General features: G+C 52.3%; 20 protein-coding genes and 1 pseudogene. 5 read left to right on the plus strand and 16 right to left on the minus strand.

The window, feature by feature from the left end; genetic code table 11:
- Window positions 1-103 precede the first annotated feature (103 nt).
- The 4 genes from gatC (at window position 104) to TY09_RS07450 (ending at window position 3,709) form a co-directional block, all read left to right on the plus strand.
- Window positions 104-382, plus strand: coding sequence for an Asp-tRNA(Asn)/Glu-tRNA(Gln) amidotransferase subunit GatC (gatC, locus tag TY09_RS07435; protein WP_009060038.1), 279 nt, complete (start codon window positions 104-106; stop codon window positions 380-382).
- Between the two features lie 14 nt (window positions 383-396).
- Window positions 397-1,860 carry an Asp-tRNA(Asn)/Glu-tRNA(Gln) amidotransferase subunit GatA gene (gatA, locus tag TY09_RS07440; protein ID WP_009059980.1) on the plus strand — a complete coding sequence of 488 codons (1,464 nt, stop codon included), beginning with the start codon at window positions 397-399 and terminating at the stop codon, window positions 1,858-1,860.
- A complete protein-coding gene (gene gatB / locus TY09_RS07445) occupies window positions 1,860-3,278 on the plus strand; it encodes an Asp-tRNA(Asn)/Glu-tRNA(Gln) amidotransferase subunit GatB (protein ID WP_042432666.1) in 1,419 nt (472 codons plus the stop codon). Before gatA ends, gatB begins: the two co-directional genes overlap by 1 nt.
- Before the next feature lie 137 nt (window positions 3,279-3,415).
- On the plus strand, window positions 3,416-3,709 hold the full coding sequence (locus TY09_RS07450; RefSeq protein WP_042432669.1) for a GNAT family N-acetyltransferase: 294 nt from the start codon (window positions 3,416-3,418) through the stop codon (window positions 3,707-3,709).
- Window positions 3,710-4,029: 320 nt separating this feature from the next.
- On the opposite strand, the gene TY09_RS18815 is transcribed toward TY09_RS07450, so the two are convergent.
- From TY09_RS18815 to TY09_RS07460, 3 genes and pseudogenes are all read right to left on the minus strand, one after another.
- Window positions 4,030-4,656, minus strand: a complete 627-nt coding sequence (locus tag TY09_RS18815) for a ketopantoate reductase family protein (protein ID WP_242841456.1) — start codon at window positions 4,654-4,656, stop codon at window positions 4,030-4,032.
- Between the two features lie 39 nt (window positions 4,657-4,695).
- A pseudogene (locus TY09_RS18820) lies at window positions 4,696-4,995 on the minus strand (ketopantoate reductase family protein); the annotation flags it as partial.
- A complete protein-coding gene (locus TY09_RS07460) occupies window positions 4,992-5,594 on the minus strand; it encodes a TetR/AcrR family transcriptional regulator (protein WP_042432674.1) in 603 nt (200 codons plus the stop codon). The pseudogene TY09_RS18820 and the gene TY09_RS07460, both read right to left, overlap by 4 nt.
- Window positions 5,595-5,791: 197 nt before the next feature.
- Here TY09_RS07460 and TY09_RS07465 point away from each other — a divergent pair, with 197 nt between their 5' ends.
- Window positions 5,792-6,112, plus strand: coding sequence for a putative heavy metal-binding protein (locus TY09_RS07465; protein ID WP_042432677.1), 321 nt, complete (start codon window positions 5,792-5,794; stop codon window positions 6,110-6,112).
- A gap of 98 nt (window positions 6,113-6,210) precedes the next feature.
- Here TY09_RS07465 and TY09_RS07470 read toward each other — a convergent pair whose 3' ends face one another.
- The 13 genes from TY09_RS07470 to TY09_RS07530 form a co-directional block, all read right to left on the minus strand.
- The gene (locus TY09_RS07470; RefSeq protein WP_042432680.1) at window positions 6,211-7,221 is read right to left on the minus strand and encodes a LysR family transcriptional regulator; all 1,011 of its coding nucleotides are present in this window, start codon (window positions 7,219-7,221) and stop codon (window positions 6,211-6,213) included.
- 374 nt (window positions 7,222-7,595) lie between these two features.
- Window positions 7,596-8,060, minus strand: a complete 465-nt coding sequence (locus TY09_RS07475; protein WP_009059961.1) for an ATP synthase subunit B family protein — start codon at window positions 8,058-8,060, stop codon at window positions 7,596-7,598.
- A complete protein-coding gene (coaD, locus tag TY09_RS07480; RefSeq protein WP_009060041.1) occupies window positions 8,057-8,551 on the minus strand; it encodes a pantetheine-phosphate adenylyltransferase in 495 nt (164 codons plus the stop codon). Before coaD ends, TY09_RS07475 begins: the two co-directional genes overlap by 4 nt.
- Complete coding sequence (rsmD, locus tag TY09_RS07485) at window positions 8,548-9,099, minus strand: 16S rRNA (guanine(966)-N(2))-methyltransferase RsmD (protein WP_042432790.1); 552 nt, start codon at window positions 9,097-9,099, stop codon at window positions 8,548-8,550. Before rsmD ends, coaD begins: the two co-directional genes overlap by 4 nt.
- Window positions 9,100-9,162: 63 nt before the next feature.
- A complete protein-coding gene (uvrC, locus tag TY09_RS07490; RefSeq protein ID WP_042432682.1) occupies window positions 9,163-11,013 on the minus strand; it encodes an excinuclease ABC subunit UvrC in 1,851 nt (616 codons plus the stop codon).
- A gap of 301 nt (window positions 11,014-11,314) precedes the next feature.
- On the minus strand, window positions 11,315-11,578 hold the full coding sequence (locus tag TY09_RS07495; RefSeq protein WP_009060040.1) for an HPr family phosphocarrier protein: 264 nt from the start codon (window positions 11,576-11,578) through the stop codon (window positions 11,315-11,317).
- A gap of 261 nt (window positions 11,579-11,839) precedes the next feature.
- A complete protein-coding gene (gene trmD, locus TY09_RS07500) occupies window positions 11,840-12,601 on the minus strand; it encodes a tRNA (guanosine(37)-N1)-methyltransferase TrmD (RefSeq protein ID WP_042432685.1) in 762 nt (253 codons plus the stop codon).
- Window positions 12,591-13,109 (minus strand): ribosome maturation factor RimM, encoded by a 519-nt coding sequence (gene rimM / locus TY09_RS07505; RefSeq protein WP_009060024.1) that lies wholly within the window; start codon window positions 13,107-13,109, stop codon window positions 12,591-12,593. The genes trmD and rimM overlap by 11 nt, the downstream gene beginning before the upstream one ends.
- Before the next feature lie 197 nt (window positions 13,110-13,306).
- Window positions 13,307-13,540 (minus strand): KH domain-containing protein, encoded by a 234-nt coding sequence (locus TY09_RS07510; RefSeq protein ID WP_009060039.1) that lies wholly within the window; start codon window positions 13,538-13,540, stop codon window positions 13,307-13,309.
- A 21-nt stretch (window positions 13,541-13,561) separates the two neighbouring features.
- Entirely contained in the window at window positions 13,562-13,804 is a 243-nt protein-coding gene (gene rpsP, locus TY09_RS07515) for a 30S ribosomal protein S16 (RefSeq protein ID WP_009060054.1), read from the minus strand.
- Between the two features lie 97 nt (window positions 13,805-13,901).
- Window positions 13,902-15,251 (minus strand): signal recognition particle protein, encoded by a 1,350-nt coding sequence (gene ffh / locus TY09_RS07520; RefSeq protein WP_042432688.1) that lies wholly within the window; start codon window positions 15,249-15,251, stop codon window positions 13,902-13,904.
- A 20-nt stretch (window positions 15,252-15,271) separates the two neighbouring features.
- Window positions 15,272-15,637: a YlxM family DNA-binding protein gene (gene ylxM / locus TY09_RS07525; RefSeq protein WP_042432691.1), complete on the minus strand. Its 366-nt coding sequence runs from the start codon at window positions 15,635-15,637 to the stop codon at window positions 15,272-15,274.
- 52 nt (window positions 15,638-15,689) lie between these two features.
- Complete coding sequence (locus tag TY09_RS07530; protein WP_042432694.1) at window positions 15,690-16,490, minus strand: hypothetical protein; 801 nt, start codon at window positions 16,488-16,490, stop codon at window positions 15,690-15,692.
- Window positions 16,491-16,597 lie beyond the last annotated feature (107 nt).

Genomic DNA, 16,597 nt, shown 5'->3' on the forward strand with positions numbered 1-16,597 from the left:
GGGGAAAGAAACTAACTGCTTTTTTATATTTTGTATAGGAATTCTCTTTCTTTCCACTGTATGCAGAAGAGAAAGACAGAAAGTGACAAGGAGGCGTTTCCGCATGGTCACACATGAGGATGTATTAAAAATTGCGCGGCTTTCCAAGCTCCAAATCCGCGAGGATGAGCTGGAGGCCTTTACGAAAGATATGGACGAAATCATCAATTTCGCCAATACGATCAATCAGGCCACGGTGGAATCCTCCGACTTTGATCATATCAATCATCTGGAAAATGTTTTCCGTGAGGATGTCGTTGAGCCGTCTCTTCCCTCTGAGGAAATTCTGCGCAACGCGGAAAGCCAGGAGGACGGTTACTTCCTGGTGAAAAAAAGAGGATAAGGCGGGTGTACTGAATGGAAGATTACGGAAAAATCAAAAAGCTGCATGACTCCCTGCAGAAGAAGGAATTCTCCTGCGAGGAGCTGACCAAAACCTATATCGGGGCAATTGAAGCGGACAATCCCGCCCTCAACGCCTATGTTCACTTTACGCCGGAGACCGCGCTTGCGGCCGCGCAGGAGGTTGACGCAAAAATCGCCCGCGGCGAAACGCTGGATATCCTCGAAGGAATCCCGATGACCCTGAAGGACAACATCTCCACCACGGGAATCGAAACCACCTGCGGCTCCAAGATTCTGGAGGGCTACCGCCCGGTATTCGACGCCACCGTATGGGAGCTGCTTCGCAGCAGGGGCGCCGTTCTTCTCGGCAAAACCAACATGGATGAATTCGCCATGGGCTCCTCGAACGAAACCTCGATTTACGGCGGTGCGTGGAACCCCCACAACACCGCTCACGTAGCGGGCGGCAGCTCCGGCGGCGTGGCCAGCGCCGTTGCCGGGAATCTGGCAGTATACGGCCTTGGCACCGACACCGGCGGATCGATCCGCCAGCCGGCCAGCTTCTGCGGCATCGTCGGTTTAAAACCCACCTACGGCGCGGTTTCGCGTTACGGCGTGGTGGCCTATGCCTCGAGCTTTGATCAGGTCGGCCCCATCGCTACCAACGTGGAAGATACCGCTCTGGTTTACGACGCTCTGGCAAAACAGGACCCGAGGGACTCCACCTCGCGCGGCGCGCGCGAATTGGCCTGCGACACCCTGAAAAAGGATATCAAGGGCATGCGGATCGGCTTTGCCAAGCAGTATTTTGACGGTGTTCGCGACGAAGTGCGCGAGGCCGTGGAGCGCTCCATGCAGGTTTACCGCGAGCTTGGCGCAGAACTGGTGGAGGTTGACCTGCCCCAGCTCTCTTACGCCCTGCCGGTGTATTACATTCTGAGCTGCGCGGAGGCTTCCTCGAACCTTGGCCGTTTTGACGGCATCCGCTACGGCTACAAAGCGAAAAACTACAGCGACGTCAACGAAATGATCGCCAAAACGCGCAGCGAGGGCTTCGGCAAAGAAGTCAAGCGTCGCATTCTGCTTGGCACATACGTGCTCAGCGCAGGTTACTACGACGCCTATTATAAAAAGGCGCAGAGCCTGCGCGGGATGCTGGTACAGGCGTTCCAGTCCGCGTTTGAACGCTGCGATGTGATCGCGGCCCCCACCGTGCCGATGACCTCTTTTGAGCGCGGCAAGGCGGCCCAGAACACGGTGGAAACGTACCTGACAGATATCTGCACCGTGCCGATTAATATTGCGGGCATTCCGGCCCTCTCTCTCCCCTGCGGATTTGACCAGAAGGGTCTGCCCATCGGCCTGCAGCTGATCGGGAATTCCTTCTGCGAGGCCACGCTTCTCAACGCCGCTTATCAGTTTGAGCAGGCGACCAGAGAAACGGTGTTCCGTGCGGCGAAAATGGGGGTGCGATAATGAAATACGAATTGGTATCGGGTCTTGAAACCCACGTGGAGCTCTCCACAAAAACAAAAATTTTCTGCAGCTGCTCCACGGAATTCGGCGGCGAACCGAACACCCACTGCTGCCCGGTATGCGTTGGGTTCCCCGGAACACTGCCGAAGCTGAATCAAAAAGTGGTGGAATACGCCATTATGGCGGGCCTTGCCACCAACTGCGAAATTTCGAATATTTCGAAAATGGACCGCAAAAACTACTGCTATCCCGATCTGCCCAAAGCCTATCAGATTTCGCAGTTCGATATGCCGCTTTGCAAAAACGGACATATCGATCTTTCGAACGGGCGCAGAATCCGCATCAACCGGATCCATATTGAAGAGGACGCGGGCAAGCTGGTTCATCAGGGCGGCAACACCTATGTGGACTACAACCGCGGCGGCGTTCCGCTGATCGAGATCGTGACCGAGCCGGATTTCCGCAGCAGCGACGAGGTACGCGAGTATGTGGAAAAACTACAGCTCGCGATGAAATTCATCGGCGTTTCCGACTGCAAAATGCAGGAGGGCTCCATGCGGTGTGACGTCAACATTTCCGTCCGCCCGGCTGGCAGCGAAGAATACGGCACCCGCACCGAAATCAAAAACATGAACTCGATCACCTTTATGACCAAGGCGATCGACTACGAATACACCCGCCAGATCGATGTACTGGAAAACGGCGGGAAAATCACGCAGGAAACCCTGCGCTACAACGAATCGGACGGCACAACCTCCAGCATGAGAAACAAGGAGGACGCCGACGACTACCGCTACTTCCGCGATCCCGATCTCGTAAACATTCACGTGACGGACGAAGAGGTGGACGCAATCCGCCGCGCTCTGCCGGAGCTGCCGGAGGTCAAGCGCGAGCGCTATATCAGCCAGTTCGGACTGCCGGAGGCCGACGCGCTGCAGCTGACCAAATCCCGTGCGATTGCGGAATTTTTTGAAGCGGCCAGCGACGGTGTAGCCAATCCTAAAACGGTTGCGAACTGCATCATCGGCCAGATTTTCCGCCGGATGGAAAACGACGACGCCAAAGAGAAGTTTGAGGTTTCGATCCCCGCTTCTTACCTGAAAGATCTGGTTCTTCTGCTCGACAGCGGCAAAATCCGCATGAACCTGCTCAAATCCACGCTGGATAAGATGCTCGACAGCGGCAAGCCCGCCACGGAGTTCCTAAGTGAAAGCGATTTGAGCGGTGTGGACACCGGCGACCTGAAAAAGTTCTGTGAGGACGCTGTGGCCGCGAATCCCAATGCGGTGTCGGATTACCGTGCTGGCAAGGAAAAGGCGCTCAAGGCCCTGCTCGGCTCTGTGATGAAGGCCAGCCGCGGGCGTGCGGACGCGCTGGAAGCGGAACGCATTCTGATCGAGCTGATTTCGAAAGGCTGATTTCGTAATTGATTGATTCACACTGCTCTTCCATTGAAACAGGTGAAAAACAGGTTTCTTCCCCGCTTACGGCGAGGGAGAAACCAAAATTTTATTTCTGCTGATGAGTGGGAATTCATAAAAAAGGAGGATGTTTTATGGAATTTACAAAAGAGGCCAATCGCATTTTTGCAAAGGATGCGGACGGAAAACTGATTGCCGAAGTCACGTTCCCCGATCGTTCCGCCACCACGGTCGATATTGATCACACGTTTGTGGACGATTCCCTGCGCGGCCAGGGCGTAGCCGGGCAGCTGATGCTGGCGGCCGTCGATGCGATTCGCGCGCAGAGCAAAAAAGCGATCGCCACCTGCCCTTATGCGGTGGGCTGGTTCCAGAAAAATCCGGAGTTCTCAGATCTTTTGGATTCAGAAATTTCCAGAAATAAATAGGCGTATCCTGCACATGCTATTGTCGAGGAAGTTCAAGCGAAGAACCAACTTTGCTGAAGCCTTGCCATAAAAACACTCCGTTTTTTTGGTGCCGGCGGAAGCGATACAATTGGTTCGAGATTCTTTTCTGAAATGGATTGAATTTGATCCGCTTGGCACCTCTTGTAGTCCGCCTTAAAAATAGGACGTAAAACAATCTCCATTCAAATGGGTAAACGGGGGGAAGAACCATTGGGTTCTTCCCCTTCCTTGTGTCAAAAGGCTTCGTATCACAGGTGAAGCCGAACGGATTCAGGCAGTCTGTTTTACTCAGATACGTTCTACATGCAGGATATTTTTTTATACATCGTTTCATCATTTTTATAAAAAATCGGAGCATCGATATGATTTTGCATTCCACAGTCGTAAACATTTTTGCACACATAGAGAAGATCGTCTATATTGCTGTGAAGAAGCATAATTTTGCGCGTCAGCTCATTTGCCCGGAACATGTGACACATGACTCTTCCGGCGACAAAAGCGGGGATTTTATATGGCAGCAATTCGTTTTTATAATGTTCCAACTGTACCCCTTTCGACGAAATGATGTTTGCAGTCTCGCGAACAGCACGCACCACTTCTGACAAGATGCGGGGTGAATTCATTGCCGTTTCTGCTGAATGGGAGATTTCATCCATCTTCCCATATTTTGCGATTGTCGTTATAACGGCAGCATTGATCGCCATATGAAGCCAAATCCATTCGAGCATATCATAGGGACATTCCACTTCTATCTCTGAGCTTTTCAGGAGCGCCAACAAGGAATCATAGTTTGAAATATGCGCCTTTTCCTGGCGTTCCAGCATGATATGGTCGAAAATCACACATTCCAACCGATTTTGGTTCAGGGTTCCGCCTGCTACCGGGTAGGCTAAAATAAAATCCCAGTCGTTCAAAATTTTTTCCAACTCATTGCGATCCTGCCATATCCCGCAAAACAAAACCAAAGTACCGGTGATCCCCTTTTCCTGAAGAGCACTTATTACACTCCCCAGCTTCCCGGAGGACACACTGACAAAGATAAAATCATAAGAGCTGTCCGAAGGGGAAATCTCAACCGAATAGAAATCTTTTTTCGCGATTCCTTTTTTACTGTGCCTTCCATCCAATAGATCGATCTCTATCTTTTGGGGGCAGGCAGCCTGTTTATTGTCCCGAATGAAATGCTCCACAGTATGCCCCGCCTTCTGAAAACAGTATGCATATGTTGTACCGATCACGCCAAGACCTATCACCATAATTTTCATCTGTAATCTCCCCGATCTTTTGTAACGCCCAGCATCATTTTGATTTGGTCAAAAATCCCGTCGCACATTTGATCCGTAACAGGTAAAACCTCTTTCGTCATTTTTAATCCTTCGATCAGAATCAGGATCGTGTCTGTGGCAGCTTGCACATCGCTGACATCAAACTCTTTTGTGCTGAGTCCATATTCAATTTGTGAGCGCAGGATTTGCTGCCCTCTTTTATATTGCGCTGAAAAAAATTGCGCTCCGAAATCACTTTTCTTTTCCATGCAAAATTCATATACCGCAAAATCAATATTAGGAATTTCACGATTTATTTCAGATTTCACATGGTCAAAATAGCGATTTAAAATCGTTATTGCCGAAGCGTGCTCAGATATGAAACGTTCTGTTGCTTTTTCTTCGCTGTGCTGCAATGATTGCAATAAATCCATAAAAAGCTGTGATTTATCCTCATAGTGCCGATATAATCCGCCCTTGCTCAGTCCGCTTTTCATGCAAATATCCTGCATCGAAACCCTTGTATATCCCAATTCGGAAAATAAAGCAAACGCCGCAGCACGGATTTGTTGTTTCGTTTTTTCCCCTTTTTGTCCCATTGTGCCCTCCCTGTTTTGCGACTTTATAGTCGCTTTTTATTTATTCTATATCGCTGCATCCACGATGTCAATAGCCTCTGATTTTTTACCATATTAAAAAAATCATTTGAAAAGATTTACAAAAAGAACATGGAAATTACAACAGTTCTATGGTATTCTGAAAGCATTCTTAACCAGTCAAAGGGAGGCGCAAGCAGATGATTCTTACCACAACCAACACGATCGAGGGGAAGCGAATTGTGGAGTATAAGCAGATTGTATTCGGAGAAGTCGTTTCCGGCGTGGATTTTATTAAAGATTTTGCGGCTGGTCTCACTAACTTTTTCGGCGGCAGATCGAACTCGTATGAAGGCGAGCTGATGGATGCACGCGAAAAGGTAATTCAGGAGCTGCAAGGCCGAGCGGCGGCCCTGGGAGCAAATGCCGTCATCGGCGTGGATATCGATTATGAAGTTCTTGGCACCGGCAACAATATGCTGATGGTGACTGCATCGGGAACAGCGGTCGTCGTGGAATAAAGCCCTTTCTCTTTTATTTGATTCAGACGATTCTCCATCAAAAAGGGCTCAAAGCAGCACCGACAGCGCTGTTTTGAGCCCTTTTTGCAATTTTTAAATCATTCGCAGCCTTCCACTCTTGCCGGAATTTCGTCATAGTAAAACTCTGTATCGCTTTCTTTTTGCAGGGGAAACTGCTTTTGTGAGAGCGCGATAAATTCGCGCATCCCCTTGCTGACATAGCGATTCTTTTTATGGGCAAGGCTCACATACCGGCTGGCATTCGGTGCATCTACTAAATATAGATATACCCCGGGCTCCAGGCTCGTGCGCTTGATGACTGTATCCGAGACAAACGCCATACCGATTTGCTGCTGCACCATATGGTACGAGGTAATCAGCTGGTCTAAATACATGATGCGCCGAGGGGTAAAGCGGTACCGATCAAACAAGCCCGTCGCAAACGTGTTCATGTTGTGTCCCCTGTTCAGCAGCAGAAAGGTAAAATCCTGAAAGATTCTGGGGTCCACCGGCCGACAGCCCGGCTTTCTGTGTTTTCCCTCGCGCACATCCCGGGCGGTCATACGGTACTCTGAGAGCTGCTCGTTGACCTCGTACCCAGAGGGCACCGCAAGCAGAATATGTTCTTCCATCAGCGGGTAGCTGGTAAAGAGCTTATCGTCAAACTCGCTGCTGTCGATCACCAAGTCGATTTCGGAATTCACCAGCTTTTGCAGCAGATCGGGCGTGCTGGATTCATTGACCTGAATTTGAATCCCCGGGTAAAGCTGATTGAAGTTGGAAATGAGCGGCGCGAGCAAATACGAGGAAAAAAACTGAGCCGCGGCAATCTTCAGAGTGCCGGTTTTCAGCTCTGTATAGTCCTGTAAATACAATTCCAAATTGCTTTGCAGCTCTAAAATCTGCCGCGTTGTTTCTATGTATACCTTCCCCGCATCCGTCAGCTGAACCGGTGTGGTGCTGCGGTCGAAAATGGTTACACCAATATCCTGTTCCAGTTTTTTGATGGTCGCGCTCAAAGACGGCTGAGAAATATACAGATTTTTCGCCGCCCGGGAAAAACTGCCTTCTTTATAAATTTCATAAACGTACTTTAAAGTCTGGAACATGGCATTCTCCCTATATTATAAATAAAACTATATACTTTCTATCATGTTATATGTATTTGATTATATGCTCTCTTTCTGGTATTGTCAATATAGAAGATATGAGTTCAACAAACCCGATTGCAGAATGATTCGGAACATACAAACAACTGAAATTCGCAAGGCCAAAGCGGCAATCGCCGCAGAGGAAAAGGCCATAAAACAGCGCGAGCTTTCGCAGTCATCTGTTTGAAAGTGTAATTCTTACACAATAATTTGCTTACAAGACCCTTTTACACAATAGAAATTTGGTTGAAAAATGCGCTTTGACCGGCAGTGAATACCCGGTCAGAGCGCATTTTTCGTAGAAAGCTTACTGCTGGAATGATTTCTTTGTGTTACTGCTGATTGTTTCTTTGAGACGCCTTGATGTTGTTGCGGGTTTTGCGCAGCTCGGCCAGATTCGCGGCCAAAGCGTCATCCGTGCGCTTCATCAAGTCGTCGATGTAATCGTTCGAGGCGCGGCGCATCTCGCGGAATTTCGCCTGACTCTGGCTGACCAGCTCGTTGGCCTTCTGCTGTGCCTGGCGCACAATCTCATCCTGATTCACAAGAGTTTTGGCGCGTTCCTCCGCAATGCGGACAATGCTTTCCGCCTCGCGCTTTGCGTCGCTGATGATCTGGTTTCGGTCGGCCACAATGGCCTTGGCCTGACGAAGCTCCTGCGGCAGATTATCGCGGATTTCATCGAGGATTCCCTTTACCGCTTCGCCGTCGAGCACAGCCTTGCCGCCGGTCAGCGGAAAATTCCACGCCTTATCTACCATTTCGTAGAGCTCGTCCAACAAATTCTCTACATTCATCGTTTTTTGCCTCCTGTATAAAGACGTTGCGTGATGTCATCCAAAATACACTCCGGCACAAAATTCGAAATATCACCGTCAAAACTGGCTACCTGCTTCACGATACTAGAGCTGAGATACATATTTTCCGCCCGAGTGGTTAAAAACAGAGTTTCCAGATTCGGGTTCAGCTTCTTATTGGTCAGAGCCATCTGAAATTCGTATTCAAAGTCCGACAGGGCCCGCAGTCCCTTTACAATCGCAGTGGCGTTGCGGATTTTGGCGTAATCCGCAAGAAGGCCCTCAAAACCGACAATCTCTATGTTGGGCATATCCGCCGTGGCGCGCTTGAGCATGTTGATGCGCTCCTCAACGGTAAAGCTGGTGTGCTTATTGGGGTTTACCAAAACAGCAACGATCAGGTGATCAAAAATTTTGCGGGCACGATTGATAATGTCCAGATGCCCGAAGGTAACCGGATCAAAGCTGCCCGGACAAATTGCAATTTTCATAATGATGTCACGTCCTTATGCCGATACACGGTCAGCAGAATTTTTCCGTAACGGTAAGAACGTACCTTCACAAAATCACCGGCAGAAAGAGGGAGTTCTTCGTCACTCGGATGTTCACAGATGATGGTACCACCTTGGTTCATCACCGCGGCTGTCTGCGGCAGAGCCTGCTGCAGCAGCCCCGTGCGGTAAGGCGGGTCTAAAAAAGCAATGTCGAACGGCTGCGGATTGCGGGACAGAAACGAAGCAAAGTCGGCATTCACCACTTTGGCCCGCTCCCCGAACCCGGTGGCGGCAATGTTGCGCTCCACCACGCCGGCGGAATCGCGCGAGCTGTCTACAAACACCGCCTCCTGTGCACCGCGGCTGAGCGCCTCCAGCCCGAGCTGGCCGGAACCGGCGAACAGATCGAGCACCCGGCGGCCCTCCAAATCAAACTGAATAATATTAAAAAGGGCTTCCTTCACCCGGTCGGGCGTAGGACGAACGCGCTCCCCTTCCAGGGATTGCAGCTTTTTGCCGCGCGCTGCGCCTGTGATAATTCGCATATGCAAAACCGGACCTTTCCCAGAGTCTTGTTAAATTCATTATCCCATTATTTGTGCATACTGTCAACCGCTATCTTTTTCTCCCGAATCCGGGTGAAAATACTCGTAAATCGTCTGGGCCGCGGGGCGGGTCATTCCCTTTACCCCGCACAGCTGCTCCAAATCCGCTTCGCGAATCGCGGTAATGGTGCGGAAATGCCGCAGCAGCGCCCTTGCCCGGGCGTTGCCGACACCGGGTATACCCGTCAGGGTGCTGGAGATGGTGTTCTTCTTTCGCATTTGGCGATGGTAGCCGATCGCGAAACGGTGAACCTCATCCTGAATGGTGGACACCAGCGTAAAGGCGCTGCGGTTGGAGTGAATCGAAATCTCTCCGCCGTCCTTTGCAATGGCACGGGTGCGGTGCTTGTCGTCCTTTACCATGCCGAACAGGGGAATTTCCAGCTCATACTGCTGCAGAATCGGGCGAACCGCGGAAACGTGCCCCTTGCCGCCGTCGAGCAGAATCAGATCCGGCAGGCGGCCAAAGCCTTCTCCGCTGTCCTTATGCTGGTAGTATTCCCCCAAACGGCGGCCGATTACTTCCCGCATAGCACCATAATCGTCCTGCCCTTCAAAACTTTTGATCTGAAAACGGCGGTATGCGGATTTGAGCGGGCGCCCGTTTTCAAACACGACCATACCGGCCACGTTATCGCCGCCTGCAAGGTTTGAAATATCGTAGGACTCGATATACTGCGGGGGATTTTCCAGTCCCAGAAGGCGAGCCAGCTCATCCAGAGCGGAGGCTTCGCGCCCGGTTCGGCCCGTCTGCTGTGCAAGCTGCTCCGCCGCGTTGCTGCGGCACATTTCGACCAGCTGCGCCTGTTCCCCCTTTTGCGGCACGGTGATATTCACCTTTCGCCCGGCCTTCTGCGTCAGCCACTCTTCGAGCAGAGCGGCATTTTCCACCGGCCCGTCCAGCGTCAGGCGCGGGGGAATCTGATCGCGCATGGAATAGTACCGCTCCAGAAACTCGCTGCGAGCCTGCTTGGAATTGCCGACCTCTCCCAAAAGGAAGGTTTCGCGATCCACCAGACTGCCGCCGCGAAAACGAAAGACCTCCACACAAGCGCTGCCTGGGCCCTGCGCAAGGGCGATCACGTCCTGCTCCGGCACACGGATGGAAACCACCTTCTGCCGCTCGCGCATCTTCTGGATCGCGGCGATGCGGTCGCGGATTCTGGCGGCGTATTCAAACTCGAGATTCTCCGCCGCCTGCTCCATTTTTTCCGTCAGGCGCTTCATGGATTCGGCGCTGCCGCCGCGCAGGAAATCCACGGCTTCCGAAACAGCCTCGCGGTATTCCTCCGGCTTCATGCGGCCGCGGCAGGGAGCACAGCACTGCTTGATATAATAATTCAGACAGGGCCGCCCTTTGCCGATGTCCTGCGGAAAACGGCGGCTGCAGGAGGGCAGGCGGAAAATCTTGAGCGCCTCATCCACCGCCTGCTTGACCGACCACGAGCTGACATAAGGGCCAATATATTCCGCGCCGTCGTCAACAAGCTGCTTTGCCTCGGAGATTCTGGGCCACTCTCCCCCGCTGATGCGGATATAATGGTAGCCCTTGTCGTCCTTGAGCAGAATATTGTATTTGGGCGTATACTGCTTGATCAGGCTGCATTCGAGCACCAGCGCCTCAAACTCGCTGTCGGTGAGGATATATTCAAAATCCTGTACGTTGGACACCATGCGGCGCACCTTGTCGTCGTGATTCTTTTCCGAGCCGAAATACTGGCTGACCCGGTTTTTCAGCGCTTTGGCCTTGCCGACATAGATGATCGTGCCACTCTTGTCGCGCATCAGGTAGACGCCCGGCGTCAGCGGCAGGCGCATCGCCTTTTGGCGCAGCTCTTTTTTATGATCCTCCAAGTGTTCTCCCCCTTTCCTTGTGTTTTTTCGGAATGCCGCTTTGGCACCCGGCCGCCCTCAAAGCAAACTGATTTAATAGCGGCGATTTTCTTCTCCTGTACAGAGGAGAAACTCATATTCTTTCAAATGGCGTCACCATTCTGTTTCCAAATCATTCAGAACCGGGATCAAGACCCGGCATAACAAAAAAGCACCGCCAAAGCGGTGCCTTGAATTGCCCAAAAATCGCCGGCCTCAGCCTTTTCCAATGAAAACCCGGATTCCCGCCGGCGCTTAGCAGTTCATACCAAAAAACAGGTTCTTACTCCGCAAAGCCGGATTTCACCAGTGCAACCAGGCTGTCGACAGCATCCTGCTCATCGGAACCGTCAGCAATAATGCGAATATCGGTACCGCCGACAATCCCCAGAGACAGTACGCCCAAAAGGCTTTTCGCATTCACACGGCGCTCTTCTTTTTCCACCCAAATCGAGGATTTAAATTCGTTGGCTTTCTGAATAAAAAAGGTTGCCGGACGAGCATGCAGCCCTACCTGATTCTGAACCAATACTTCTTTCACGCACATTCAAAATTCACTCCTAGCATCAAAATGTAGCTTCTAACCCGAAAAACATCTCACATCATAATAATATACAAACTGACATTATTTTTTAAGTCATAGTCATTATATCACAATAGAAAACGCCGTCAAGGAAGGAAGGCTAATTTTGGATTGATGCCCTATACGCTGTTTAGGACAGGCAATCCCTTTGTATAGTTTGCCCCGATTGTTGAAAACTTTTGTACCCTCTAACATCTTCGCTGCGAATATTCTATACTATGCGTTCTATTTTGATTCGTTCGCGGAAGAATCCCGCTCTTTTTCACAAAGTGCGGCGAGGTATCTTTTGTCCTTTTCGTCTAAATCGGCCGTTTCGAGCAGATCCGGACGATTCTTCCAGGTTCGCAGCAAAGACTGCTCTCTGCGCCATTTGTCAATGTTGGCATGATGCCCCGAAAGCAGCACCTCGGGCGCCTGCAGGCCGCGCCAATTCGCCGGGCGCGTATACTGCGGATACTCCAGCAGGCCGCTGAAATGGCTTTCTTCCTCAAAGCAGGAATCATCGGAAAGCACGCCGGGAATCAGTCGGCTGACGCCGTCTGCTAGAATCAGGGCCGGCAGCTCGCCGCCGGTGAGAACATAATCCCCCGCGGAAATCTGCTCATCCACATAGCGGTCGATGATCCGCTCGTCGATCCCTTCATAATGGCCGCACAGAATCGCGAGATTCTCGTGTTCGGCCAGCTTCTTCATCTTTTCCTGCGTCAAAACGGTACCCTGCGGTGACATGTAGACGAGATGCGGCTTTTTGCCGAGGTGGCGCACCAGATCGTCGATGCACTCCGCGATCGGCTCCGCCATGAGCAGCATCCCCATTCCGCCGCCGAACGGACAGTCGTCGACGCGGGAGTGCTTGTCGTAGGCGTAATTGCGAATCTGATGACAGCACACCTGCAGCGCGCCTTTTTTGCGGGCCCGGCCCACGATACTTTCCGCCATCACCGTTTCGCACATGTCGGGAAACAAGGTCAACAGATCAATCCTCATCGTCAAAAATCCCCTTGATCGGTCTGATTTTCACAACCCCGCCCTCCGGATCACGCTCCAGAACCACCTGCGGGATGGAGGGAACGAGATACGTTTTTCCTTCCGGGGAGGTGACCTGGTACACGTCGTTCGCACCGGTTTTCAGAATATCCGTCAGCTTGCCGTATTCCTTGCCGGTGTCGACATCCAGAACGGTCAGGCCAAGCAGGTCCTGTACAAACCAGGTGCCCTTCGGCAGGCGCACATCCGCACGGCTCAGGTACAATACCCGCCCGCGCAGCGTATCGCCCTGCGTGGCAGAGGTGACCCCCTCCAGAGTTGCAAGAAGCAGGCGCTTATGCACCCGGCCGGAAAGCACCTTCACAGCAGATGTTCCGTTCGGGTCCCAGTACAGCGTGCGGAACTGAGACAAAAACTCCGCGGAATCACACCAGGGCTCGATGCGAAGCTCACCCTTCACCCCATGTGTCCCCACGATTCTTCCCGCCTCCAAATATTGCTGCAGCATTGCCTTCCTCCTCATAGCCAATTGATTCCAGACCATACCGCTTCTTCCCTCACCGAAGGCGGAGGAAGAGGCTGCATAGTCTGTTTTTGCACGGCGGAATTTGCAACCAATCCGCCTGAATTTGCTCCATGCCTAAAACAAGACTGCAACAAAGCCGGCCTCCCATTCGGGACAGGGCATGTTACAGTCTTGGTTCATCAGTCGATCTCGACAGAAACCTTGTCATTGGTGCGGGTCGCTGCGGCACGCATTACCACGCGGATCGCTTTGGCAATACGCCCCTGCTTGCCGATCACCCGGCCCATGTCATCCTCTGCCACATGCAGATGATATACGACGTTGCCGTCCTCAGACGGCTCGTCCACCTGCACGGTAACGGCTTCGGGATGCTCGACGAGCCCCTGAGCGATCGTAACCAGTAATTTCTCCATCGGTAGATCTCCTCCGATCTTTTAAATCACTCCGTGCTTCTTGAACAGGTCTTTCACGGTATCGGTGGGCTGAGCGCCGTTAGAAATCCACTTCTTCGCCTTTTCCGCGTCTACCTTCACAACAGAGGGCTCCTCCATGGGATTGTAGTAGCCGATCTCTTCAATGAAGCGGCCGTCGCGGGGGAAGCGGGAATCCGCTACCACAATACGATAAAAGGGAGCTTTCTTAGCGCCCATTCTGCGCAATCTGATCTTTACTGCCATACGAAACAACCTCCAAAATATGATTCTAAATTGAATATATGTGATTCACTTGAAAGGATTTTGTCCTTTTTGAATGAAATCCCTGATTTTGCGGGGCTTAGAACGGCATGCCGCCCGGCCCGGGCATTCCCGGCATCCCCGGGAACCTTTTCTTTTTCTTGAGACCCTTGACCTGCTTCATCATCTTCTGCATCTGCTCAAACTGCTTGAGCAGACGGTTGACGTCCTCCACCTTCATGCCGCAGCCGGCGGCGATGCGCCGCTTGCGGGAGGGGTTGATCACAGAGGGGTTCTCGCGCTCCTCCGACGTCATCGAAAGGATGATCGCGGCGGAACGGTCCATGATGCGCTCGTCGATGTCCACATCCTTGATCTGCTTGTCGATGCCCGGAAGCTTCGACAGCACGGATTTGAGCGGGCCCATCTTCTTCATCTGATTGAACTGGTCGAGCAGATCGTTCAGGTCCATCTTGTTCTGCATCATCTTGCGGGCGGTTTGCTCCGCCGTTTTTTTATCGATGCTCTGCTGAACGTCCTCGATCAGTGTCAAAACGTCGCCCATCCCCAGAATTCGAGAGGCCATGCGGTCGGGGTGGAATACTTCCAGATCCGTCAGCTTTTCGCCGATGCCCGCGTATTTGATGGGCTTGCCGGTGACCGCGCGAACAGAAAGCGCCGCGCCGCCGCGGGTATCGCCGTCGAGCTTTGTGAGGATAACACCTGAAATATTGAGAAGATCGTCGAATGTTTTAGCGACGTTCACCGCTTCCTGACCGGTCATGGAGTCGACCACCAGAAGAATTTCCTGCGGCTCGAGCGCGCCTTTGAGCTCTTTGAGCTCGTTCATGAGCGCCTCGTCGATCTGCAAACGACCGGCGGTATCGAGAATCAGAATGTCGTTGCCGTAGTCTCTGGCATGGCGCACCGCGGCGCGGCAAATATCCACCGGCTTTGTGCTGCCCTGCTCGAACACGGGAACCCCGGCCTGAGAACCAACCACCTGCAGCTGCTTGATCGCGGCGGGGCGGTAAATATCGCACGCCACCAGCATGGGGCGGCGCCCCTGCTTTTTCAGCATAGCGGCCAGCTTGCCCGCGTGGGTCGTTTTACCGGCGCCCTGCAGGCCGCACAGCATCACGATTGTGGGCGGCTTTGAGGCTTCGTTCAGACGGGCCTGCTGCCCGCCCATCAGCTCGGTGAGCTCTTCGTCTACAATCTTAATGACCATCTGCGCCGGGGTCAGGCTTTCCATCACCTGCGTGCCGATGGCCCGTTCGGTCACCTTGTTGGTAAAATCCTTTGCAACCTTATAGTTAACGTCGGCTTCCAGCAATGCGAGGCGAACCTCGCGCATGGCGGATTTGACGTCGGCTTCGGTCAGCTTGCCCTTGGATTTCAAATTTTTAAAGGCGGTGCTGAGCTTTTCCGCCAATCCTTCAAACGCCACTGCTTTTCAAATCCTTTCGTCTACTCTTCACACAGCCGCCGGGCGGTGTCTTCAATCAAAGCCACATCCTGCTGCACATCCTGTGAAAAGATGGATTGCGAATTGTAAATGCGGATTCGCTCGGCCGCGCCGCGGATTTGCTCGAGCCCCTCGCGCATTTCACGGAAGCGCCGCGCAAGGCCGAGACGTTCCTCCATCTCCAGCAGCTGGGATTCCGCACGCTTGATGGAGTCGCGCACACCCTGCCGGGTGATGCCCTCGTTATCGGCAATTTCCGCAAGGGACAAATCGTCGTTATAGTAATACTCGATTACACAGCGCTGCTTATCGGTGAGCATATCGCCGTAAAAATCCAGCAGAAGAGATATTTCCAGATTTTTTGCCATATCGCACCCTCATTCGCTGTAAAGTTGGTCCCTTTCTGTAAAGCCAATCACTTTACAGAACTGAATTATACAGGAATCGGGCGGAAAAGTCAAGCGTTTTTCCGCCGAATCCGCTCTTTTTCAAATAATCCTGCAGCTGACCCGCCAAATCGTCCAGATCGCCTGTAAAGGTTTCGCCCAGCCATTCTTTCAGCTGCTCCTTTAATTTGCTTCCCGCATCGGACAAAGTACTGCTCGCCTGGAACAAAACGCCGTTTTTCTGCACCTTGAACTGCCCCAGCGAAAAGCCGGACTGCACCGCTTTTTCAGATTCCAGGTATGGTTTTAAGTCCACCGTAATCCTGTTGTCTTCTCTGGTGATGCCGCTCGGCAGCTCTTTTGTAAACAGATGGTTCAGCGCAAACTTTGGCGAAACGCTCAGCTTGCCCAGCCGCACCTGACGCACCTCAATGTTCAGCTGTTCGTTCACGGCGTCGTACACTACCTTGGACTGCGAGGTGACCCCAAGATTCTTCCCTTTCCAGGTGACGGGCGTATAGGCGGTCACTGTGTCCTCCTCCGGGAAGGTGAGATAAATCTGGTTCGGCTGAAATTCGGTCTTGCTCAGATAATTCTGGATATCCTCCAGATGATACGCGGTATAGGCGTTGATCTCCTCCTCGGTGAAAACCACCGGCTCCCCGGTAAGTATCGACGCTGTGGCGGAGCGCAGCAGCTCCTGCGACGGTGCGGGATTGTATTTTCCGGCAAGATCGTCCGTCATCATCAATCGGTAAGGGATGAAGGCGGCAATCCCGAGAATGACGACAGCCCCTATGGTGATCAGCCCCCAGCGGGGAATTGGTGTACGCAAATCAGACAGCTCCTTTCCAGACGGTGGTTTCATAAAAACAGGCCAACCGAATCCTGCCGCGGACAAGCCGGCCCGCAGACCAGGCTCCCTACCGTTTTGATACGGAG

This window comes from Faecalispora jeddahensis (assembly GCF_000577335.1).
Taxonomy (GTDB): domain Bacteria; phylum Bacillota; class Clostridia; order Oscillospirales; family Acutalibacteraceae; genus Faecalispora; species Faecalispora jeddahensis.